Source organism: Corynebacterium pygosceleis (genome assembly GCF_016595275.2).
Lineage (GTDB): Bacteria > Actinomycetota > Actinomycetes > Mycobacteriales > Mycobacteriaceae > Corynebacterium > Corynebacterium pygosceleis.
Map to the genome: position 1 here is coordinate 409,482 of NZ_JAENIQ020000001.1, position 21,533 is coordinate 431,014.

The following is a 21,533-nucleotide window of genomic DNA, read 5'->3' on the forward strand; positions in this document are numbered from 1 at the left end:
CCTGGGGAGGGTTGCTCGGGGTACGGGGCGGATGCCCCGTCCAAGCCTAGTATCCCGGCGCGTACGGTCCGCCGCGGGCGGGGATGTCCCCTACCCCGCGTGGATCGCGGCGACGGCGGCGGTGATGGCGCCGGGGTCGGTGTCGGGGAGCACCCCGTGTCCGAGGTTGAAGATGTGACCGGTGGCGTCCCCGGCGGTGATCGCGGCGGCGGCTTCGGCGCGGATACGGGCGACCTCCCGCTCGACGACCTTTTCCCCGGCGAACAGGAGCGCCGGGTCGAGGTTGCCCTGGAGGACCTTCGGGCCCGCGGTCGCGCTGACGCGCCGGGCCGCCTCATCGAGGGGTACACGCCAGTCGACGCCCATGACCTCGCTGCCGGCCTCCGCCATGGAGCCGAGGAGTTCGCCGGTGGTCACACCGAAGTGGATGCGCGGGATCTCACCGTCGATGCTCGCCAGAATCTCGGTGGAGTACGGCAGAACGTGGTCACGGTAGTCACGTTCGGTGAGGAATCCGGCCCACGAGTCGAACAGCTGCATGGCGTCGATCCCGGCGGTGACCTGGGTCCGGAGGAATGCGGTGACCGTGGGTACGATGCGGCGCATCAGTGCATGCCAGGTGTCCGGGTCGGCGTGCATCATCGATTTGGTGACCTGGTGGTTCTTGCTGGGCCCGCCTTCGACGAGATAGCTGGCGAGGGTGAAGGGCGCACCGACGAATCCGATGAGCGCCTGGGTGTCGGTGAGCTCGTCGAGGATGAGGTCGATGCCGGCGGCGACGGGTTCGACCTCATGGTCGAGGATCGGGAGGGCGTCGACGTCCGCCCGGCTGCGGATCGGGCTCGCGACGACGGGCCCACGGCCGGGGACGATCTCGACGTCGACGCCGGCGGCCCTGAGGGGAACGACGATGTCGGAGAAGAGGATCGCCGCATCGACGTCGTGTCTGCGGACGGGCTGCATGGTGATCTCCGCGAGAAGATCCGGCATGAAGCAGGAGTCGAGCATCGCGATGCCCTCGCGGACCTTCCGGTACTCCGGCAGGGAACGTCCGGCCTGGCGCATGAACCACACCGGTGGGCGGGAGGGGGTCCGGCCTGCTGCGGCGTCGAGGAGAGGGGCGTTGTCGAGCGTGCGGCGGGCCGCCGGGGAGGATGCTGTCATGGGTCCCATCCTGCCTGACACCGTCGCTCCGGGGCCAGACGGGCACCGGGTGGATGGGGAGCCGGTATGAATGCGCTCACAGTCAACCCCCGAAACACTCCGCCCCTCCTGCGGGCGGGTTTAAATGGGGAGGTCACCGTTTATTTCCCGGACGGAACATCGGAGAGGACCCGGACATGAACGACCACCATCCAGCGACACTGACCGACGCCGAGATTTTCGCGGCACACGAGGGCGGCAAGATCGGGACCGTGTCCCGCAGACCCGTGGACAGTGTCCGCGACCTCTCCATCGCCTACACGCCGGGTGTCGCACGGGTGTGTGAGGCCATCCGGGAGGACCCGGCGCTCGCCCACGACTACACCTGGGCGGGGCGGAATGTGGCCGTGGTCTCCGACGGCAGTGCCGTCCTGGGACTGGGGGACATCGGACCGCGGGCCGCGCTACCCGTGATGGAGGGCAAGGCGCAGCTGTTCGGCAGGTTCGCCGGGCTCAACGCGGTGCCCGTCGTGCTGGACACCAGGGACGTGGACGAACTGTTCGCCTCGATCGTGGCGATCGCCCCGTCCTTCGGGGCGATCAACCTGGAGGACATCTCCGCTCCCCGCTGTTTCGAACTGGAGCGACGGCTGATCGAGGCCCTGGACATCCCGGTGATGCACGACGACCAGCACGGAACGGCCATCGTCATCACGGCGGCCCTGCGGAACGCGTGCACACTCCTGGACCGGAGGCTCCGGGATCTCCGGGTCGTGGTCTCGGGGGCCGGTGCCGCCGGGGTCGCGTGCGCGAAGATGCTCATCCACGCCGGGGTCCGCGATGTGGTCATGCTGGATTCCCGGGGGATCATCCACCCGGAGCGCACCCCCCTGAACTCCGTGAAGCGGGAACTCGCGCGCATCACCAACCCGCGTCACGTCTCGGGCGGTGTACGCGAGGCGCTGACGGGGGCGGACACGTTCATCGGTCTGTCCCGTGGCCACGTCGGCGAAGAAGCACTCAGGCTCATGGCCCCGGACCCCATCCTGTTCTCCCTGGCGAACCCCGATCCGGAGATCACCCCGGATCTCGCGTACCGCTACGGTGCCGTGGTCGCGACGGGGCGCAGTGATCTGCCGAACCAGATCAACAACGTGCTCGCGTTCCCGGGGATCTTCCAGGGTGCGCTGGCGGCCCGGGCGACGGCGATCACCCCTGCGATGAAACTGGCGGCGTCCCGGGCGATCGCGGACATCGCCGCACAGGGTCTCGACGCGGAGTACATCGTCCCCTCACCGCTCGATGCGCGGGTGTGCCCTGCGGTGAGCACAGCGGTACGGGCGGCCGCGCTGGCGGAGGGCTGACCGTCTCCCCACGTGTACCGTGCTCAGAACTTCCGCACCCGTTGCGAGCGGTACTCGATGATGAGTGAGGAGGCGACCATGAGGACGGTCGCGGCCATCGGGTGCAGGACCCCGGCGGCCGCGGCGGCCATCGCGACACCGTTGTAGGTCCAGGCGAGGATGATGTTGCGGTCCGCGAGGGCGGACACCCGGCGCGACAGCACGATCATCTCGGGGACGGTCTCGACGTCGTCACGCAGCAGAACCACGTCGGCCTCATCATGGTCGAGGTCGTCGGCGGACCCCATGAGCACACCGATGTCCGCGACCCGGAGGCAGCCGAGCACCGAGGTGTCACCGACCATGGCGACGGTCTCCCCCCGGGCGTGGACGCTGCGCACCGCGATGTCCTTCTTGCCGGGCGAGATGCCCGCCAGCACCTTCGAGATCCCGAGATTGTCGGCGAAACGGCGGGCGACGGGATAGGTGTCGCGGGTCAGCATCATCGTCTCGAGTCCGAGATTCTCCAGCTCCGCGACGGCGTCGATCGCGTCCTCCTTGACCTTGTCGTAGAGGGTGATGACACCGCGCGCCCGGCCCTTCCAGCTGACGACCAGCGGGGTGCCGCCGGCGACGGAGGCGGTGGCGAGACGGCCGTCGAGTTCCGAGAGGTCACGTGGACGCCACAGCATGGCGTCCACCGTCCGTAGTTCGAGGTTCCCGTCGGAGTCGGGTACCGGGATCTCGACCTGGCCGGAGAAGTTGCCGCCCTCCGTGATCCGGACGTGGTTGACCTCGATCCAGTGGGGGACCTCCTCGCCGCCCGCCCCCGAGTCACGGGCCTCACGGGCAGCGCGGACGAGTGCCTTGGACACGGGGTGGTCACTCTCCATGGCGAGTGCACCGGCGACGCGGAGAACCAGTTCGGGGTTCTCCCCCATCTCGGTGGTGATGGTCTCCAGTGCCATCTCGCCCTTCGCGAGGGTACCCACCCGGTTGAAGATGACCGTGGTGACCTCGTCGAGTTCCCGCATGGTCTCCGCGTTGCGCATGAGGACACCGCGCCGGGCGGAGGTCTCGATGCCGAGACGCATGGCGATCGGTGTCGAGAGTGCCAGGGCGACGGGGCCGACGCAGGCGAGCACGGCGAGACCGGTGGCGAAGGCGGCGTTGAGATTGCCGCTGATCAGCCACCAGAGGAAGAAGTCGAGGGTCGCGAGACTCAGCGCCCACGGCACGAGCAGCGACGCGGAGCGGGTCGCGAGCTGCGCGGAACGGTTCTGGTACTGGGAGGCCTCGGCGATCCAGCGGTGCATGCTCGCCAACCGGGTCCGCGAACCGGTGCGCTGTACACGGATCTTGAGGGGCCCTCCGAGGTTCACGCCACCGGCGTAGACGTCACTGTTGACCTTCACGTCGAGGGTGGACCTGCCACCGCCGATCAGCCCGGGGACGATGGTGGAGGCACCACCGATGACCCGGCCGTCCGAGGGTATGACCTCACCGGTGGGGACGATGATGTCGTCCCCGACGCGGATCTCCTGCAACGGGATCGTCTTCTTCACGGGCTTGCCGCTGCGCGTGTTCTTCCGCACGACGGTCACCTCGGACACCGTGGACTCGATGTTCTGTCCCTCCTCGTCGAGGAGGGAGTTTCTTCCGGACCGGGTACCGAGCCGCCCCGCCAGAAGCAGGACGGTCGATCCGCAGGCGACGTCGAGGAAGAGCTCACCGGAGGAGAAGATCGAGTGGTTGACGGCGAGCCATTCCGGGGAGGAGGTCCAGCCGACGTCACCGGCCTTCGTGAACGTGAGCATCATGATCGACCACAGGTAGGCGGAGATGATCGCCACCGAACTCGCGGCGTCCAGGGCCGACATGCCCCGGCGCAGGCCCGCGACCATCGCCCGGTGGAACGGCCACGCACCCCAGAGCACCACCGGGGTCGCGAGCCCGAGACACACCCACTGCCAGTAGTCGAACTGCAGGTCCCGTGCGTAGTTCATCACCAGAACCGGGATCGTCAGTGCGAGGCTGACGAGGAGCCTCAGGGGGGTGATGAGCGCCCGGGCGGTGAAGAGCACGTCGGTGGGTTCCGATTCCCTGGGGAGGGTCCGTACGTCCGACCGCAGGCGCCCCTTGTCACGGGACTCCTGGTCGACCTCCCGGGGGGTTCTCGGCCCGGAACGGGGGCTGAGGCCGCGGATGGACAGGCCCGACCGGGAGTGCCGGTGCTGCGCGAGACGTTTCCTCCGGTTCGCTATCTCGAGGCGTTCCGCGCGGCGCCGGAGTGAGGACCGGGTCAGGTAGGCCTTGACCCCCACCTCCGAGAGCCGGGTGATGAGGTCCTCCGGGTTGACGTCGTCGGGCACGGTCACCCACGCGGTCGACGTCGGGTAGATGACGCTCGCCCGAACCCCGTCGATACCGTTGAGGGCACGCTGGATCTCGGTGACGTGCACCGCCGATCTCACTCCCTCGAGTTCGAGGGCGAAGGATGTCCACCCTCCGCCGGAACGACGCGCGAGCCGCAGGTGGAGTGATTCGTCACCGCTGCGGGTACCCAGGCCCGCCTTACGGGCGGCCTCCTTCGCGTCGGCGATCGCCTCGGCGACCTGACGTTCCGATTCCTTGAGTTCCTCCGGGGTGCTGTCCTGGACGAAGACCTCGGGAATCGGGTTGTCGGCGTTCGTGGGTTCATCCTTTTTCGGCGTCACGGTTTTCCCTGGTGTCGGTCGGTGTACGGACACACCCGGTACGCCGGGTGGAACGGTTGTCCTCGGTGTTCGAATCTACCCGGATCACGGTGCATTCACGGTTGCTTCCCCGGATTCCCCGGGTCTTTCCCGCCACCGTCGTTCTTCTCCCGCCATTCAACGGCATCAGGTCTCCGGCTGAAGATCAGGGCGAGAACCCCGGCGACGGCGGCGAGGATCTGGAGACTCCCGTCGATGAGGTACAGGGCCGTCGGTACCGCCGTGCCCGTGGGGGTGGCGGTGAAGACGACGACCGCGCGGATCGCGAAGTAGACGCTGAAGAACATCAGCAGTGTACGCAGCCACTTCCAGCCACTGTTGCGGGCGTAACCGTACACCGCGAACCCGAGGAGGACCATGACCCCGATGCCGAGTACACCGGCCATGATGACGGCGACCGTGATGACGAGGTCGACGGGCACCCCACCGGTGTCCCCGAAATCGGCGTTCTCCCTGATTCCGGAGGGGTCGATGAGACTGATGACCACGTTGAAGACCTGGTGGATGATCTCGAGGAGAACCATCGCCCACCAGAGTTGAACCGCGAACCGTGCGGATTCCGGGATGGTGGGGGCCGGCTTCTCCTGGGGCCGCCCGGGTTGCTGCGTCATGCGGGTGTCCTGTCCTCGGGGATGTGCGGTCGATGGTTTCGGCTGCCCGGGAACGACCCGGTGCCGGCCTGGAAAGAGCCCCTCCCCACGGTAGTTGCCGGTGGGTGGGAGCGGAACGGTGGGGCGGTGGTCTCCCCGGATCAGCTCCGGGTGTCGTGCAACCGCCGGGCCGCGTCGACCGCGAAGTAGGTGAGGATCTGGTCCGCCCCCGCACGCTTGATGGAGGTCAGCGACTCCATCATGACGGCGTCGGCGTCGACCCAGCCGTTCGCACCGGCTGCCGCGATCATCGCGTACTCACCGGACACCTGGTAGGCCGCGACGGGAACCGGGGAGGTGTCCGCCACCGCACGCAGAACGTCGAGGTACGGCAGCGCGGGTTTGACCATGACGAAATCCGCACCCTCCTCGATGTCGAGTTCCACCTCCAGCAGAGACTCCCTGAAGTTCGCGGGGTCCTGCTGGTAGGCGCGTCGGTCACCGTCGAGGGAGGACCCGACGGCCTCCCGGAACGGTCCGAAGAACGCGGAGGCGTACTTCGCGGAATACGCCATGATCGCCACATCACCGTGTCCCGCGTCATCGAGGGCCTCACGGATAGCGGCGACCTGGCCGTCCATCATGCCCGACGGACTGACGATGTGGGCGCCCGCCTCCGCCTGGGACACCGCCATCTTCCGGTAGAGCTCGACGGTGGCGTCATTGTCGACGATCGTGTGTCCCGACCGGTCCTCGGTCAGGACACCGCAGTGCCCGTGGTCGGTGAACTCGTCGAGACAGGTGTCGGCCATGACCAGGATCTCGTCGCCGAACCGCTCCCGGACGGCGGCGACACCACGATTCAGGATGCCGTCGGTCCGCCAGGCCACGGAGCCGGTGGCGTCCTTGTCCCCGGGGAGGGGCACGCCGAACAGGTCGATGCACCGGATCCCCGCGCCACGGGCCTCCTCCACTGCGTCGAGCAGTGAGCTGACGGTGTGCTGCACGACACCCGGCATGGAGCCGATGGGGTTGGGTCCGTCGATACCGTCGGCGACGAACATGGGGAGAATGAGATCGGCCGGTCGGAGCGTGCTCTCGGAAACCAGCTCACGCATCGCCGGGCTGGTTCGCAGACGACGCGGACGACGGACCGGACGACGGGGGAAAGCGTTCACAGGAAATAGACCTCTCGGAAGGGATTGACGGGTGCCGGGAAGAACTCACCTACCGTCCTACTCCCCGACCGCCGGGCGTGCACGGGCCCGTGGGCGAAATCAGGGGTTCGTTCGTCGTGCCCGGCGTTTCTTGCGTGGCGGGGGGAGTTGTCCGGCGGCCCGCAGGGCGGCGACGTGTGCGGCCAGGGCGTCGACGAGCTCGGCGACTCCGGAGACCTCCGGCTGGACGTCGACCCGCAACCCCATCTCGACGGCGGTGGCGGCCGCCATCGGCCCGATACAGGCGATGATCGTCCGCTGGTGCGGCTTGCCCGCGATACCGACGAGATTGCGCACGGTCGACGAGGAGGTGAAGCAGACGGCGTCGAACCCGCCGGACTTGATCATCTCGCGGATCTCGGCGCTGGGTGGCGCAGCACGGACGGTCCGGTAGGCGACGATGTCGTCGACCTCCCAGCCGAGCTCCACGAGCCCGTCGACGAGGGTGTCGGTCGCGATGTCGGCACGGGGAAGCAGAACCCGTCCCACCGGGTCGAGATCCGAGTCGTACTCGGGGAACACCTCAACCAGGCCGGCCGCGTTCTGGTTGTTGGACCGGGGTGTGAGTTCCGGGGTGATGCCGAGGTCCCGGATCGCGGCCGCCGTCTTGTGTCCGACGGCGGCGATCCGCACACCGGCGAAGGACCGGGCGTCGAGGCCGAAGTCCGCCATCTTCGCCCACAGCGCCTTCACCGCGTTGACCGAGGTCAGTACGATCCACTGGTAACGCCCCTCGACGATGCCCTTGACGGCGCGTTCCATCTGCGCCGGATTACGGGGCGGCTCCACCGAGATCGTGGGCACCTCCTGGGGGATCGCACCGTGCGTGGCGAGCCTCGTCGACATCGGGGCGGCCTGCTCCTTCGCGCGGGGCACGAGTACACGCCACCCGTACAGCGGCCGGTTCTCCCACCAGGAGTACTTCGAGCGGTCGTCCACCGAGGTGCCGAGGGAGACGACGAGCCGGCCGGGGAGTTCGGCGTCGAGTTTCCCGAGGGTCGACAGGGTGGTGTCGTGCGTGCGCTGGAGCCGGGTGGTTCCGTGCACCGTCACGGAAACGGGGGTCCGGGCGGACATGCCCCGTTCGAGGAGTTCCTCGGCGATGGTGGAGAGCTGTTCCCGCGTCGCCTGCAGGACCAGGGGCTGCGGTGCGGTGGCGAGCTGGCTCCAGTCGACCTCACCGGTGGTGATGTCGGTTTCCGTGTAGGTCGAGCCCAGTGCGATACCCGCGAAAGCGGGCACGGTGGAGGGCACGGACATACCGGGTACGACCTGGAATTCGAGGCCCGCGGCCGCGACGGCGTTGATCTCGGCGAGAACTGAATCGCTGTTCAGGGGGTTGCCGGCGACGAGGCGGATGACGTCGGAACCGTCGGCGACACCCTCCGCGAGGAGTTTGGCGACGTCCTCCGGGCCCGCGTCGGAGATCTCCGTGATCTCCGCGGCGGTCGGTGTGGGCGGGCGCGGTGGTTTACGTCGCGCCCCGGCCGCCTTCGCCTCGGCACACTGCCTGGCGTAGTCCTCCTCCGCGGCGTCGAGCTTGGCCTGCGGAACCGCGAGTTCACTGGCCACGATCTCACGGACGCCTCCGAGAACACCTGGGTCTGTCAACGCGATCGCCGTGTGACTGAGTACCTCACGGGCGCGGACGGTCAGGAGGTCAGGGTTCCCCGGACCCGCACCGACGAAGATGACGTTCCCCGTCGCGGGTTCCTGGGCCTCGGGGGCCGGATGGGCCATGCTCATGTGTGTCTTTTCTTCAAGGCTTGGGTTCTCGGGCGGTTTCCCGGGCGGTTCTCGGTGACGACCCGGCTGGACGTCGCACGTGACGGACGGGAGCTCCTGATCCGGGATCGGTGCGGGATCAGTGCCGGGGACCCGGTACGACCGCGACGCCCGGACCGGACGGTGACCGGGCGGGACGGACGATCCCCCGGTCATGTTGTCCGTGGGCGTTAGCGCATACCAGGACAACGATAAAGCATCGGCGGCAGGGTTGAAAACCAGCGAGGTAGTCAGGGGGAGGGCGTGCCGTACAGGTCAGGCACCGGCGTCCTCCCGACATCGAGCCGGTCGAGGATCTTCCCCGCGTCCGGGGTGGCGACGACGATGCGCTGCACCGTGGGGTGGTCGAGCAGGATCTCCAACCCCGGCTCGGTGCCGTGGCAGACCGTGAACGTCGAGGTCGTCCCGGAACTCCCGGGTGCCACCGGACCGGTGAGCGTACCGGAACGGGTCACACCGGCGATGGCGGTACCCGAGAGTTTCGACCCCGCGTACCTCTCCACGGCGGCGGCGGCATTGTCCAGTGGCCGTGCCGAGAGAATCGACCGTCTCGGAACGGTGAGGTGGCTGCGTCTGGCCGCGGCCTTCTCCCACCAGTTCAACTGCACGGTGAGCGCTGTGTCGGTCAACTCCAGGCGGACCATGTCAGTTGTCCCCGGCAGCCGTCATGATGTCGGCCGCACCCTGCTCGAGGAGCTGTCGGGCGAAATCCTCACCGAGCTCGAGGTGACGGTCGAGATCGGCGTTCCCGGACACGACGAGGCGACGGGATCCGTCCAGCGCGAAGACCCCCGCGGTGAGAGTGATCCGATCCCCGTCGATGGTCGCGTGAGCGGCGACAGGTGCGGTGCAGCCGGCTTCCAGACACGCGAGCACACGGCGTTCCGCTGCGGCACACGCGGTGGCGGCGGAATCGATGAGGGTCTCGATGGCGGTGACCGCACCGGAATCGGAGTGCCTGCACTCCACGGCGAGGGCACCCTGCGCCGGGGCCGGGACGAGAACGTCCGGGGCGAAGACCTCGGTGGCCCGCTCCCCCATTCCGGTGCGGTCGAGACCCGCGTACGCGAGGACAACCGCATCGAGCCGACCCTCGGTGACATGTCCCATGCGGGTGTCGATGTTGCCGCGCAGGGGACGGATGTCGAGATCGGGGCGCAGACCGCGGAGTTGGCTGACCCGTCGCGGTGCGGAGGTGCCGACCCGGGCGCCCTCCGGAAGGTTCTCCAGGGTCAGACCGTCCCGGGCGATGAGTGCCTCCCGGGCGTCCGCCCGAGGGGGCACGACGAGCCGGAACCGGGGATCGGGCGCGGTGGGCAGGTCCTTGAAGGAGTGCACCGCCATGTCACAGTCTCCGGCGGCCATGGCGTCCCGCAGTGCCTGGGTGAACACGCCGACCCCGATACGTTCGACGGGGGCCTGGGAACGGTCACCGGGTGTGGAGATGATGGTGAGCTCAGCGTCGAAGCCGGCGGCGATGAGCGCGTCACGGATGGTTCCGGCCTGGGTCGTCGCCAGCTGGGATCCACGGGTACCGATGCGGAAGGTCATGACTGCGCTGCCTTTCTGCGGCGTCTCGTGACACCGCACTGTCGTCCACGCGGCACCTGCGGAACACGGCACCGTCCCCTCGAACTCTAGCGTCCCCCGTTTCCGGACCCCACGCCGGGGAGATCAGGCGCCCGCGACGGTGTCCGCGACGGTGGCGCGGATCGAGGTGATCGTACCGGTGTCTCCGACGGGCAGGTCGACGGCGGCCACCGAGACGGGACGACCGGACTGGGGAGGGGTGAGACCGAACAGTTCCTGGAGTGCGGACTCGTAGGAGACGGTCCCGGAGTGCGCGGCGAGTTCCTTCACCCGGACCGTGGGCTGGTGCAGAAGTTTGTCCACGACCCGGCGGACGGTGCGTGAGACCTCCTCACGGTCGGAGTCCGACATCGTCGGGGTCCGTTGCACGAGTCGTTCCATCTCCGCCGCCACGAGATCGGACGCGTGGCGACGCAGTGCCGCCACGGCGGGGACGACGTCACGGATCCGCTGTGCGGAGGAGTACGCCTCGAGCTCCTCGGAGACGATCCGCATCGCGTGTGCCTGACTGTCGTCGTCGGTGTCGCGGCGTGCCTCGTGCAGACGCTCGATGTTGACGAGCCGGACTCCGGCGAGGTCGGCGACGGCATCATCGATGTCCCTGGGCAGGGAGAGATCGACGAAGGTGATCTCCCTCCCCGGGGGGACGTCGACGGCGGTGACGGTGTGGTTGTCGGCACCGGTGGCGGAGACGACGATGTCCACCCCGGAAAGCGCCGCCGTACGGTCATCGAAGTCCACGACACGTGCGGGGACCCCCGCTTCACGGGAGTGTTCGGCGAGAATCTCGGCACGGCTGCGGGTGCGGTTCGCCAGGACGAGTCCGTCGACGCCCATGCGCCCGAGGTGGGTGGCGGCGAGTGATGCCATGACGCCGGCGCCGAGCACCATGGCGGTGACCCCGGTGAAAGGTTTCTCACTCCCCTCGCACCCGAGCTGGCGGACCGCCTCGGAGCAGGCGAAGGAGACCATGGAGGCCCCGGCGTCGTCGATGTCGGTCTCGGTGTGGACCCGCTTGCCGGTGTGCAGTGCGCACTGGGCGAGAGCGTGGAGGGTGGGGCCGGCGGTTCCGAGCTCCCGGGCCCGGGAGTAGGCGGTGCGCACCTGTCCGATGATCTGCTGTTCACCGACGACCATGGAGTCCAGTCCGGAGGTGACGACGAGCATGTGCTCGGCGGCGGCGTCGGCGTAACGGACGTAGAGGGACCGGCGCAGGATGTCCGTCTCGACACCGGAGATGTCGTGGAGGACCTCGACGACATCGTTGACACCGGTGTGGAAGCTGTTGGTGACGCAGTAGATCTCGACACGGTTGCAGGTGGAGACGATCATCGCCTCGGAGAGCGACGGGCGACGGATCAGTGCCCTCGACGCCCGTTCACGGGCGACGTCGTCGTTCATGCTGACCTGTTCGAGGACAGCCACGGGGGCCGACCGGTGCGACATGCCGACCACGAGGACGCTCATGCTGTACACCTCACCGCTTTCACTGCTCTGCCTGTCACTGGTGGAACACTGACGATCGATCACAATTGTTTAGGTATCAATCGAAAGGTTGACCCCGCGGTACACCCCGCGTCGTCTTCGCTCAAAAGTAGCCCGCACACCGGGTTACTACAACAAAGCCTGCGCTAAGTCCTCGTCGTCGACCTCCCAGCAGGCGAACTCCTCACCGTCGATGACCACGACGGGAACCCGGTCACCGTACTCCATCGCCAGCTCAGGGTCCGCATCGACGTCCCGAAGCTGAAGCACCCCTCCCGCCGCCCCCACGACGGGCCGTATCTGTGTCGCCACGCGCACACATGACCCACAGCCCTCCCGCACCATCAGTTCCACGGTGTGACGACCCACAGCTCCTCCGTCCGGGTGCGTTTTCCACTGGCCGTGTCGCCCCACGCCCTCTCCGGTCGTCGGGTGACCTACGATTGGAGACGTTACTGCACGCTCCACCGACGAGAAGGCACCCGACACGCGTGAGCACCTCCATTCCCGATGACGCAATCCCCGGCAGCCCCGAGGATTTCCTCGCCACCTGGTCCGCTTCCCGGGGTAATCTGCGCCGTTTCCTGGAGGACACCGCACTCCCCCCGGTCGACGAGTCGACCCAGCGCGCCGCCGGCGAAGCCGCCGCCGCAGCAGCCATCGCCCAGGCCTTCGACCTGGGACTCGAGGACTTCACCTCGGGGATCACCTCTGTGTCCGGCGCTTTCGAGGCCGCCGGTTCCAACCGTGTGAACACCCCGGACCCCGCCATCCAGCAGGACGCCGGGACCGCGGCGTTCTTCGACGTCGACAACACCCTGATCCAGGGCGCGTCGATCCTCGTGTTCGCACTGGGTCTGGCCCGGAAACGCTATTTCAGGCTGGGGGAGGTCCTGCCCGTGGTCTGGAAACAGCTCAAGTTCCGGGTGACCGGCTCCGAGAACGCCGAGGATGTCGCGGAAGGTCGGCAGCAGGCCCTCGAGTTCATCAAGGGGAGGGACGTCTCTGAACTCGTGGAACTGTGCGAGGAGATCGTCGACACCCACATGTCCGAGAAGATCTGGCCGGGCACCCGGGAACTCGCGGAGATGCACCTCGCCGCGGGACACCAGGTGTGGCTGGTCTCCGCCACCCCGGTGCAACTGGCGCAGATCCTCGCCCGCAGGTACGGGTTCACCGGGGCCCTGGGGACCGTCGCGGAGGTGAAGGACGGGAAGTTCACCGGGCGCCTCGTCGGTGACATCCTGCACGGTCCCGGTAAACGTCACGCCGTCGCGGCTCTCGCGGCCGTGGAGGGACTCGAGCTGGACCGCTGCGCCGCCTACTCGGACAGCATCAATGACGTCCCGATGCTGTCGATGGTCGGCACCGCCGTCGCCATCAACCCCGATTCCGAGCTCCGGAAGGAAGCGGAGAAACGGGGTTGGGAGATCCGTGACTACCGCAGTCTGCGTAAGGCCGTACGGGCCTTCGGGGTCCCGGCCCTCGTCGGCGCCGGATTCAGTCTCCTCGGATGGAAGGGCTGGAAGCTCGCCCGTCGACGCTGAGAACCCCGCCGGACCGGCTCCGGAACAGTGCTCTAGACCAGTTCCGGGACGATCATCGGACCACCGGTCACCGGGTCCGGGACGACGCGGGCGTCGAGGCCGAACACCTCACGCAGGAGGTCGGCGTCCATCACCTCACCCGGTGCACCCGCCGCCGCCATCCGCCCCTCCCCCATCACGAGCAGGTGATCGGCGTACCGGACCGCCAGGTTCAGGTCGTGCAGGACCATGACGACCGTCTTACCCTCCCGGTCGCAGAGCCTGCGCACCAGGGAGAGCACGTCGATGCTGTGCGCGAGATCGAGATAGGTCGTCGGTTCGTCGAGCAGGAGCGTGGGGGTGTCCTGCGCGAGCGTCATCGCGATCCACACCCGTTGCCGTTGCCCACCGGACAGCTGGTCGATGGTCCGGTCCGCGAGATCGAGGACCCCGGTGGTCTCCAGCGCGCGGCCGACCTCGGCCTCATCCCCGGTGGACCACTGGCTCCACCACGACTGGTGCGGATGCCTCCCCCGTGCGACGAGCTGGGCGACGGTGAGTCCGTCCGGTGCGGTGGGTTGCTGCGGCAGCAGGGCGAGCAGTTTCGCCCGCTCCCGCCTGGGAACGTCACCGAGATCCCGGCCATCGAGTGTCACGCTGCCCCTGTAGGGCAGCAGAGTAGAGAAGCAGGACAGCAGAGTCGACTTCCCGCAACCGTTCGGCCCGATCAGGGCGGTGATCCGCCCCTCGGGGACATCGGTGTCGATGCCGTGGAGTATCTCCGTCTCTCCGTAGCCCGCGGTCAGTCCACGGGCACGGAGCCGGTATCCGCTGTTCGGGGACATCAGTGTCCTTTCCGGTTGAGTGAGACGATCATCCAGAGCAGTACCGGTGCGCCGGCGAGGGCGGTCACGATACCGACGGGCACCTCCCACGGGAGCAGGGCCCGTGCGGCGAGGTCTGCGGTGGCGACCGTGACGGCGCCGGTCAACGCGGACAGCACGAGTGGCGGTGTGGCCGATCCGGCGGCGAGCCGGGCGATCTGGGGCGTGACGAAGGCCACGAATCCGATGGGACCTGCGGCGCTGACGGCCACGGCGGCGAGAACGACCGCCGTGAGCAGCTGCACGGCCTGCGCGACGGTGACGTTGTGGCCGAGGGTGTGGGCTGTCGCGGGGCCCAGCGCCAGGGCCCCGAGAACGAAGGCCAGCCACCCGGCGACGGACACCGCCCCCAAGAGCACGACCCCCGGGGCCCAGGCGTGCGCGAAATCGCGGCCGTTCAGCGAGCCGGTGAGCCAGAGCTGCGCGGCGGCCGCCCGTTCCAGGGTGGTGCGGGCGATGATCCAGGTGTTCAGCGCCCCCAGGAACATGGAGACGGCGACGCCGATCAGCACGAGGCTCAGCATGTTGCTGCGTTCCCGGCCGACCAGGAACCAGACCAGGACCGCCGTTCCGAGGGCACCGGCCACCGCGGTGAAGGTCAGTCCGATCGATCCGAGAAGCAGCCCGGCGGAGTCGCCGAGGACCCCACCGGTCCCGGCGAACGCGATGACACCGACCGCCGCGAAGCTGGCCCCGTGGGTCACCCCGAGGATGTCCGGACTCGCCAGTGGATTCCGCGCGACCGTCTGCGTCAGCGCACCCGAGAAACCGAGGCATGCCCCGACGAGGAGCGCCACGACGGCTCTTCCGAGCCGAAGATCCCAGACGACGGTGCGCTCGATCTCCGTTCCACGGCCGAGGAGGATGCGCCACACGTCCGTCGGTGACAGTGGATAGCTTCCCAGTCCGAGCCCGACGGTGAAAACCACCGTCCCGAGAATGACGAGGAACATCCCGACGAGCAGGGGACGCGGTCGCCACACGACGGAGAACACACCGGCACGGAGCGCCCTGACCCCGGTCACAGTCCCACCACCGTCCGGCGGCGCACGAGAAGAATGAAGACCGGCACCCCGACGAGTGCGAGAACGATACCCATGGCCATTTCATCGGGCCTGGCCATCACGCGTCCGGCCATGTCGGCCCAGAGCGTCAGGATTGCACCGACTACCGCCGCACCGGGAATGATCCGGCGGTAGTCGGGACCGGCGAGGGTGCGCATGATGTGGGGTGCGGCGAGACCGACGAAGGACAGTGGACCTGCCGCTGCGGTCGCCGCACCACCGAGCGCAGCCACGGTCACCAGCCCCAGGGCCCGGACCCCCGCCACGGGAAGACCGAGGCTGGCGGCCGTCGTCGTACCGAGGGCGATGAGGTTGAGTCCGGGTGCCTGGCTCAGTGCGAGCACGAGGCCCACGCAGATGACCGGCGCGATGGCGGTCACGACGTCCATCCGGCGACCGGCCAGGGAGCCCGTCGCCCAGAGCCGCATCTGGTCGAGGACCGTGTCACTGGACAGGACCATCAGGTGCACGTAGGCCATGAGGAGGGCACTGACCGCGACGCCGGCGAGAATGACCGTGACGGGGTTCGCCGCCGTCGGCCCGCCGGACGAGAGCAGGAAGATGAGGAGAGTGACCACCGCACACCCCACCATCGCCGGGTAGACGTAGCCGGAGGCACCCGTCGCGACACCGGCACCGATCACCGTCACCACGGCTGCGGCGGCCCCCGCGTTGATCCCGAGGATCCCGGGATCCGCGAGCGGATTACGGGTGTGTCCCTGGATGACCGCCCCGGCAGCTCCCAGCCCGGCGCCGCACAGGACGGCGAGAATCGTGCGGGGCAGCCGGTAGGTTCCGATCAGGACCGTGAGTTCATCGACGTCTCCCGGGGTGGTCGCCGGGTCGAGGAGATAGTCGAGCGCCCCGGGAACCCGGTGGAGCGCCTCGTCGATGGAGTTCACCCGTGACCCCACGGTGAGGCTCATCAGGGCGCTACCCGCCAACAACGCACCGAGCAGGACCAGTGCCAGCACGAACCGCCCGCTGCCGGACCGGGCCGGACCTGCGGGCGGAACGTGTGTCGTGGTGGAGGAGGTCATTCCGGGGATCAGGAGGCGAAGAGCTCCCGGATCTTCTCGACCATGTCGGTGGCCGAGAAGTAGTCCAACCGGAAGGTGTCCGCGCCGAGGGCGAAGACACGCTCATTCTGGACTGCCGCGGTTCCGGCGAGTGCCGGATCCGCGAGCACCTCGGACACGCGCTTGTCCGGGGCCGCGGCCAGCAGAACGGTCTCACCGTTCATGGCGACCGGGAGGTTCTCTCCGGAGACCTTCACGATGTCACTGCGCTTGCCCTTGGACTCGTTGCCCTTGACCGAGTCGGGGATCGGGGCGATCTCGAAGCCGAGCGAGGCGAGAAGGCGGCTCTGCGCGGCCTCGTCGGTGAACACGTTCGCTCCCTTGCCGTCCGGCAGGTAGACCATCGTGTTCACGGGCTGCTCGGGCAGGGTGATGGCGTCGGCGACCTCCGAGACGAGGGCGTCGAAATCGTCCAGTGCCTTCTCCGCCTCCTTCTCGTGACCGGTGATCTCGCCGAGCTGACGGGTGACGTCCTCCCAGGTCTTGTCGCCGTAGTCGATGACGACGGTCGGAACGACCGGGGAGAGCTGATCGACGAGATCGACGGCGGAGTCACGGCCGGTTGCGGCGACGAGCACGAGATCCGGCTTCTCGGCGAGGATCGCCTCGAGATCGGGCTCCTTGTTGTAGAGTGCGCTGACTCCGCGTTCATCGGCGACCCCGGCCCACTGCCTGAAGAAGCCCTGACTGTCCGAGAAGGGGGTGTCGGGCTGGCCCGCGCCGGAGGCCACGACGGGAGCATCGATGGCCAGGAGACTACCGGTGAGGGTGACGGAGGTGGAGACGATGCGCTCGGGTCGGGCCGGGATCTCGACTTCACCGTTCACGGCGTCGATCGTCCGCGGCCAGGAGGACTCCGTGGTGGCTTCGCCGGTGGCGGAGGTCTCCGCAGAGGTCGTCGACGACGAGGTGCCGTCCCCGTCGCTGCCGGTCTCCTCCACGGAGGAGTTGCACGCGGCGAGGCCCAGTGCGAGCGCCACCGTGGTGGCACCGACCTGGAGGATCCGCCGGAGATGTCGGGGGTCGCGCGTGGATGTCGATGTCATGTGGTTGAATCTCCCATTCACTCGGTTACCCTCCGATAAGGAGAGCCTTGTCAAATGCGAGTGCAACCTTACCCTCAAACACATCGGCGCGTCAGGGCCGACCGCCCTCGACACCGCGCCCGATCACGAGGGTCGGAGACGGAGAACCGGCCTCATACCCGTACCGGTACGGGTATGAGGCCGGTTCTCCGCGGACCTGCGTCGGCCTACTTGCCGAGTTTCCTGCGCTGGACGCGGGTACGGCGGAGCATCTTGCGGTGCTTCTTCTTCGACATGCGCTTGCGGCGCTTCTTGATGACTGAACCCATGGGGTTTCCTCGCTTCTGCTCGTAGGTGTATGTACATACCCTGCCCACTGTCTCCGGCGTGCGGTCGCGGGGCCGAGTGCACTTTCAGTCCACCGGACACCGCCGTCACACCCGAGGTGACCGTATCAACCGGACCATCACCACCGGGAGGATGGAGAGACGGTTCCGGATCACGGCCAACCGACGTCGGAACGACGGTCGCCGAAAACGTTCGCAGGCACGAATAGACCCATCATACCGGCGGGGCCGGCCAGCACAAAAAAATCCGGCCCCGAACGCCCGGGATACCGGGTGGTCGGGGCCGGAGCCTCCGGACACGGAGGACCGACGGTGAACCGTCAGCCCACGTTGTAGTAGGAGGAGTCGAGGTAGTCATTGACCGCCTTCTCGTGGACGCGGAACGAACGTCCCACCCGAACCGCCGGCAGTTCACCGGAATGGACCAGGCGATAAACCGTCATCTTGGAAACGCGCATGATCTCCGCGACCTCGGCGACGGTCAAAAAGGTTCCGTTTTCTTCATGTGCCATATTCATTCAACCCTTCAGCCCGTGGCGCGCTGCGGGCTTCCCCTCCCGCAGATCGGTCACGCACGTGCTCTGATAAGCCTACCGTGAACCCTGTGACTGTTGCGACATAAGTTGCCGACTATTTCACCCCGGACGGGACACGGAACGACGTTCCCGGCGTCCCCACTGGTCACAGGGGTAACGGAACTCCGGAACAGCCCGGTCCCCCACCCCAGCGGGCACACCCGTCACGGAATGATCCGACCCGTGGACTAGTCCTCGTCATCATCGCCGGCACCGGCGGAACCGGTGCTCATACGTCCGATCTCAGCCGACCGCTGCGCACACACCTGGGTCGCACGGTAGAAGGCCGCCCGGATCCCGCTCTCCTCCAGGGCCCGCACGGCGGCGATCGTGGTACCACCGGGGGAACAGACGTTGGCCCGCAACTCGGACGGCCCCAGATCCCCCTCGAGCATCATGTGCGCCGCACCGGTCAGCGTGGACACCGCGAGCCGCGAAGCGAGATCCCTGGGAAGACCCAGATTCACGCCACCGTCGATCATCGCCTCCGCGACGAGGAACAGATACGCCGGTGAGGATCCCGACATCGCGGTCACCGCGTCCATCTGGTTCTCCTCGACGACGACGACGTCACCGACGGTGTCGAGGAGATCACAGACCTGCTCGAGCTGGGCGTCACTGACGAAACGGCCACCGGACACGGCGCACATCCCCCTACCGACGAGCATCGGGGTGTTCGGCATGACCCGCACCACCGGTGTCCCCGCGGAGACGACGTCCTCCAGACTCTTCAGCGGGACACCCGCCGCCATGGAGATCACGGTGGTGTCCTCGGCATTGTTGTCGATCGTGTCCGAGAGCTCCGCGAGCACCGCGGTAGTGTCCTTCGGTTTCACGCACAGGAACACCACGTCGACACCGTCGATGGCCTGACGGTTGTCCGTGAAGTCGACGATCCCGTACTCCTCGGTCAGTTCCCCGCCCCGCTCCGCACGCCGATTCGAGACGTGGACGTCCTTCGCGGACACCCCACCGCTCACGAGACCGGCGATCAGTGCCTCGCCGATCTTTCCTCCACCGATTACAGCAATCTTCGTCATGGCCTCCACACTGCCATGAACCTCCCCCGACCGCAGAAGTCACCCCACCGGAGCGATCTCCGCGGGCCACTCAGGCGGTGAGCAACGGGCCGAAGGTGACGGCCAGTCCCGCCAGCCCCGCGAGGAACATCGACAACCCGTCACGTTCCGTCCGCAGTGCGTGCACCACCCCGACGATTCCACCGGTGACCGCGATGGCCAGAACAGCGGTGAGGGCGGTGTTGAAGTGACCCCAGAGCTTCTCGAAACCGAAGAAGAGGGCGACGCCGACGACCAGACCCACCAGGATCATGCCCAGTACGGCGGCGACGGAGACCTTCCCCTGCCCCGACTCCCCCTCGTCGGGCGACCGACCGGAATCGGAGCCGGTGTCCGCGGTGACGGTCGTCGCGTCATCGGTGCCCGTCGCATCAGCCGCGGCACCGGCGGGAACGGCCGCTATCTCGGTCGTGTGCGGCCCACCGTCCCCGTCGACCGCGACCGACGGGGTACGTGCAGCGTCGACGGCATCGGACGGCGGGGATGACGGGACGGAGGCCACCCCGGCCCGTTCCTCCTGGACCTGGCGGGGCGTGACCTTCGGGAACTCACCCGTGGTCAGCCGGACCGGATCCTCATCCGTGACGATCGACAGGACAACGGTCTCATCCGCACTGGGACGCGGGGTCTCACCCGGCGGGGTGGGGTCCACGTCCTTCCCGGGAACCTCGGTGGGGGCGGTCTCGGCGGTCGCCGGCGCATCCTCCACGTCAACGCCGGAGGCAACCTTCCGCACCTCCCCGGACTCCTCCGGAACGGGTTTCCCGCCGGTGGTCGGGACGGCGTCCCCCGGAGCGGAGGTGTCCGTCTCGGTGACGGCGTGGGACCCGGAACGCTCCGCACCCCGGGCCTCCGCACTCTCCCCCTCGGACGTGTCCAACGGGACACTGGAGTGGCGACTCTCCGCGGGTTTCGTTTCAACGGCGGGGATGGATCCCGTCAGCTCGGCGACGGAGACACCGCCCTCATCCAGACTGCGGCGGCGACGACGCCGGGGCCTCGGGGTCCCCCCCTGTCCTTCTTCGGCGGCGCGCGCCATCAGCTCCGCGACGGTGAGTTTCTTCTCGCTCATGTGCGCGTCCTTTCATAGTCCATACCCTGTTCCGTCCGGCGCAGGATCACTCCCTCACGGAGGGCCCAGGGGCAGATCTCCAGCTGTTCGAGACCGAGCCCGCGCATGGCGGCCTCCGCGACCAGGGCACCCGCCACGATCTGGTGGGAACGGTCGGAGCTCACCCCCTCCAGTTCCGCACGGTCGGCGGCCGTCATCCGGGAGATGAAGGCGATGAGCTGACGGAGGCCCGGAGCAGTAAGAGTACGCTTCACCCGCGGGCCGGCCGACGACGGGGCCGCACCGGTGAGCCGGGCCAGTGTACGGAACGTCTTGGACGTACCGACCGCGAGTTCCGCACGACCGCACCGCTTCATCATCTTCGCGGGCTCCACGAGCTCCGCGTCGATGTAGTCACGCAGCACGTTGATGGTCTTACGCTGCGGCGGATCCGTGTCGAACCACTGATGGGTCAGACGCCCCGCACCGAGATCGAGGGAGAACGCGGCGTCCGGGACCTCGTCCGTACCGGTGGACAGCTCCAGTGAACCACCCCCGATGTCGAGATTGACGATCCTTCCCGTGGACCAGCCGTACCAGCGACGCACCGCGAGGAACGTCAACCGGGCCTCGTCCTCGCCGGAGAGGACCTCCAGCCGGACACCGGTCTCCCGCTCGACGGTGTCGATCACGTCCTGGCCGTTCGTCGCGGACCGGATCGCGGAGGTGGCGAACGGGAGAATATCCTCACAGTTGAGCTGCCGGGTCAGCTCAGAGGCCTCAGTGACCCCTTTGACCAGGCGTTTTATTCCTTTGTCGTTGATGGCACCATCGGCGTCGAGGAACTCGACGAGCCGCATGGTGGTCTTCCAGTCGCTCATTGCGGTGGGCCGACCGCCCGCACGGGCATCGACCACCACAAGATGGACCGTGTTACTTCCCACGTCCAATACACCTAATCTCACACCCTCAGGGTAGACGGTCTAGCGTAGGC

Annotated in this window: 20 protein-coding genes; 2 read left to right on the forward strand and 18 right to left on the reverse strand. The window is 67.9% G+C overall.

Features of this window, described 5'->3' with window-relative positions; all coding sequences use genetic code 11:
* Positions 1-90: 90 nt before the first annotated feature.
* A complete protein-coding gene (gene hemE / locus JIM94_RS01735; protein WP_200252267.1) occupies positions 91-1,164 on the reverse strand; it encodes a uroporphyrinogen decarboxylase in 1,074 nt (357 codons plus the stop codon).
* Between the two features lie 176 nt (positions 1,165-1,340).
* Between hemE and JIM94_RS01740 the strand changes: the two genes are divergently transcribed.
* On the forward strand, positions 1,341-2,507 hold the full coding sequence (locus JIM94_RS01740; RefSeq protein ID WP_200252269.1) for an NAD(P)-dependent malic enzyme: 1,167 nt from the start codon (positions 1,341-1,343) through the stop codon (positions 2,505-2,507).
* Between the two features lie 23 nt (positions 2,508-2,530).
* Here JIM94_RS01740 and JIM94_RS01745 read toward each other — a convergent pair whose 3' ends face one another.
* The 8 genes from JIM94_RS01745 to JIM94_RS01780 form a co-directional block, all read right to left on the reverse strand.
* Positions 2,531-5,161 carry a heavy metal translocating P-type ATPase gene (locus tag JIM94_RS01745; protein WP_200252917.1) on the reverse strand — a complete coding sequence of 877 codons (2,631 nt, stop codon included), beginning with the start codon at positions 5,159-5,161 and terminating at the stop codon, positions 2,531-2,533.
* Between the two features lie 137 nt (positions 5,162-5,298).
* The gene (locus JIM94_RS01750) at positions 5,299-5,853 is read right to left on the reverse strand and encodes a hypothetical protein (protein WP_200252271.1); all 555 of its coding nucleotides are present in this window, start codon (positions 5,851-5,853) and stop codon (positions 5,299-5,301) included.
* A 140-nt stretch (positions 5,854-5,993) separates the two neighbouring features.
* Entirely contained in the window at positions 5,994-7,010 is a 1,017-nt protein-coding gene (gene hemB, locus JIM94_RS01755; protein ID WP_200252273.1) for a porphobilinogen synthase, read from the reverse strand.
* Between the two features lie 99 nt (positions 7,011-7,109).
* On the reverse strand, positions 7,110-8,795 hold the full coding sequence (locus tag JIM94_RS01760; RefSeq protein ID WP_200252275.1) for a bifunctional uroporphyrinogen-III C-methyltransferase/uroporphyrinogen-III synthase: 1,686 nt from the start codon (positions 8,793-8,795) through the stop codon (positions 7,110-7,112).
* Between the two features lie 269 nt (positions 8,796-9,064).
* Positions 9,065-9,478 (reverse strand): hypothetical protein, encoded by a 414-nt coding sequence (locus JIM94_RS01765; protein WP_200252277.1) that lies wholly within the window; start codon positions 9,476-9,478, stop codon positions 9,065-9,067.
* Between the two features lies 1 nt (position 9,479).
* Entirely contained in the window at positions 9,480-10,385 is a 906-nt protein-coding gene (hemC, locus tag JIM94_RS01770; RefSeq protein ID WP_200252278.1) for a hydroxymethylbilane synthase, read from the reverse strand.
* Positions 10,386-10,508: 123 nt separating this feature from the next.
* Positions 10,509-11,891: a glutamyl-tRNA reductase gene (locus tag JIM94_RS01775; RefSeq protein WP_200252280.1), complete on the reverse strand. Its 1,383-nt coding sequence runs from the start codon at positions 11,889-11,891 to the stop codon at positions 10,509-10,511.
* 147 nt (positions 11,892-12,038) lie between these two features.
* Positions 12,039-12,254 carry a glutaredoxin family protein gene (locus JIM94_RS01780; RefSeq protein ID WP_200252919.1) on the reverse strand — a complete coding sequence of 72 codons (216 nt, stop codon included), beginning with the start codon at positions 12,252-12,254 and terminating at the stop codon, positions 12,039-12,041.
* A gap of 146 nt (positions 12,255-12,400) precedes the next feature.
* Between JIM94_RS01780 and JIM94_RS01785 the strand changes: the two genes are divergently transcribed.
* Positions 12,401-13,456: an HAD-IB family hydrolase gene (locus tag JIM94_RS01785; protein ID WP_200252283.1), complete on the forward strand. Its 1,056-nt coding sequence runs from the start codon at positions 12,401-12,403 to the stop codon at positions 13,454-13,456.
* Between the two features lie 32 nt (positions 13,457-13,488).
* Here the strand turns inward: JIM94_RS01785 and JIM94_RS01790 are convergent, their stop codons facing one another.
* The 9 genes from JIM94_RS01790 to JIM94_RS01830 all read right to left on the reverse strand — a co-directional run bounded on the left by JIM94_RS01790 (position 13,489) and on the right by JIM94_RS01830 (position 21,504).
* Positions 13,489-14,280: an ABC transporter ATP-binding protein gene (locus tag JIM94_RS01790; protein ID WP_200252285.1), complete on the reverse strand. Its 792-nt coding sequence runs from the start codon at positions 14,278-14,280 to the stop codon at positions 13,489-13,491.
* The gene (locus JIM94_RS01795; RefSeq protein ID WP_248167732.1) at positions 14,280-15,344 is read right to left on the reverse strand and encodes a FecCD family ABC transporter permease; all 1,065 of its coding nucleotides are present in this window, start codon (positions 15,342-15,344) and stop codon (positions 14,280-14,282) included. Before JIM94_RS01795 ends, JIM94_RS01790 begins: the two co-directional genes overlap by 1 nt.
* On the reverse strand, positions 15,341-16,423 hold the full coding sequence (locus JIM94_RS01800; RefSeq protein ID WP_234039186.1) for a FecCD family ABC transporter permease: 1,083 nt from the start codon (positions 16,421-16,423) through the stop codon (positions 15,341-15,343). Before JIM94_RS01800 ends, JIM94_RS01795 begins: the two co-directional genes overlap by 4 nt.
* A gap of 8 nt (positions 16,424-16,431) precedes the next feature.
* Complete coding sequence (gene fepB, locus JIM94_RS01805) at positions 16,432-17,508, reverse strand: Fe2+-enterobactin ABC transporter substrate-binding protein (RefSeq protein WP_200252287.1); 1,077 nt, start codon at positions 17,506-17,508, stop codon at positions 16,432-16,434.
* 206 nt (positions 17,509-17,714) lie between these two features.
* Positions 17,715-17,816: a 30S ribosomal protein bS22 gene (locus JIM94_RS01810; RefSeq protein ID WP_003855542.1), complete on the reverse strand. Its 102-nt coding sequence runs from the start codon at positions 17,814-17,816 to the stop codon at positions 17,715-17,717.
* 338 nt (positions 17,817-18,154) lie between these two features.
* Positions 18,155-18,346, reverse strand: coding sequence for a helix-turn-helix domain-containing protein (locus JIM94_RS01815; RefSeq protein WP_198735018.1), 192 nt, complete (start codon positions 18,344-18,346; stop codon positions 18,155-18,157).
* A gap of 251 nt (positions 18,347-18,597) precedes the next feature.
* Positions 18,598-19,449, reverse strand: coding sequence for a pyrroline-5-carboxylate reductase (gene proC / locus JIM94_RS01820; protein ID WP_200252289.1), 852 nt, complete (start codon positions 19,447-19,449; stop codon positions 18,598-18,600).
* Between the two features lie 70 nt (positions 19,450-19,519).
* Positions 19,520-20,560 carry a hypothetical protein gene (locus JIM94_RS01825; protein WP_200252291.1) on the reverse strand — a complete coding sequence of 347 codons (1,041 nt, stop codon included), beginning with the start codon at positions 20,558-20,560 and terminating at the stop codon, positions 19,520-19,522.
* The gene (locus tag JIM94_RS01830; protein WP_200252293.1) at positions 20,557-21,504 is read right to left on the reverse strand and encodes a Ppx/GppA family phosphatase; all 948 of its coding nucleotides are present in this window, start codon (positions 21,502-21,504) and stop codon (positions 20,557-20,559) included. Before JIM94_RS01830 ends, JIM94_RS01825 begins: the two co-directional genes overlap by 4 nt.
* Positions 21,505-21,533: the final 29 nt, after the last annotated feature.

What these genes read in the sequence shown, in the direction of transcription:
- fepB (WP_200252287.1), bottom strand. Translation starts at nt 17,508, where the DNA reads ATGACATCGACATCCACGCGCGACCCCCGACATCTCCGGCGGATCCTC.
- JIM94_RS01765 (WP_200252277.1), bottom strand. Translation starts at nt 9,478, where the DNA reads ATGGTCCGCCTGGAGTTGACCGACACAGCGCTCACCGTGCAGTTGAAC.
- JIM94_RS01825 (WP_200252291.1), bottom strand. Translation starts at nt 20,560, where the DNA reads ATGAGCGAGAAGAAACTCACCGTCGCGGAGCTGATGGCGCGCGCCGCC.
- JIM94_RS01790 (WP_200252285.1), bottom strand. Translation starts at nt 14,280, where the DNA reads ATGTCCCCGAACAGCGGATACCGGCTCCGTGCCCGTGGACTGACCGCG.
- JIM94_RS01750 (WP_200252271.1), bottom strand. Translation starts at nt 5,853, where the DNA reads ATGACGCAGCAACCCGGGCGGCCCCAGGAGAAGCCGGCCCCCACCATC.
- JIM94_RS01760 (WP_200252275.1), bottom strand. Translation starts at nt 8,795, where the DNA reads ATGAGCATGGCCCATCCGGCCCCCGAGGCCCAGGAACCCGCGACGGGG.
- JIM94_RS01815 (WP_198735018.1), bottom strand. Translation starts at nt 18,346, where the DNA reads ATGGCACATGAAGAAAACGGAACCTTTTTGACCGTCGCCGAGGTCGCG.
- JIM94_RS01800 (WP_234039186.1), bottom strand. Translation starts at nt 16,423, where the DNA reads ATGACCTCCTCCACCACGACACACGTTCCGCCCGCAGGTCCGGCCCGG.
- JIM94_RS01775 (WP_200252280.1), bottom strand. Translation starts at nt 11,891, where the DNA reads ATGAGCGTCCTCGTGGTCGGCATGTCGCACCGGTCGGCCCCCGTGGCT.
- JIM94_RS01740 (WP_200252269.1), top strand. Translation starts at nt 1,341, where the DNA reads ATGAACGACCACCATCCAGCGACACTGACCGACGCCGAGATTTTCGCG.
- proC (WP_200252289.1), bottom strand. Translation starts at nt 19,449, where the DNA reads ATGACGAAGATTGCTGTAATCGGTGGAGGAAAGATCGGCGAGGCACTG.
- hemE (WP_200252267.1), bottom strand. Translation starts at nt 1,164, where the DNA reads ATGACAGCATCCTCCCCGGCGGCCCGCCGCACGCTCGACAACGCCCCT.
- JIM94_RS01780 (WP_200252919.1), bottom strand. Translation starts at nt 12,254, where the DNA reads ATGGTGCGGGAGGGCTGTGGGTCATGTGTGCGCGTGGCGACACAGATA.
- hemC (WP_200252278.1), bottom strand. Translation starts at nt 10,385, where the DNA reads ATGACCTTCCGCATCGGTACCCGTGGATCCCAGCTGGCGACGACCCAG.
- JIM94_RS01810 (WP_003855542.1), bottom strand. Translation starts at nt 17,816, where the DNA reads ATGGGTTCAGTCATCAAGAAGCGCCGCAAGCGCATGTCGAAGAAGAAG.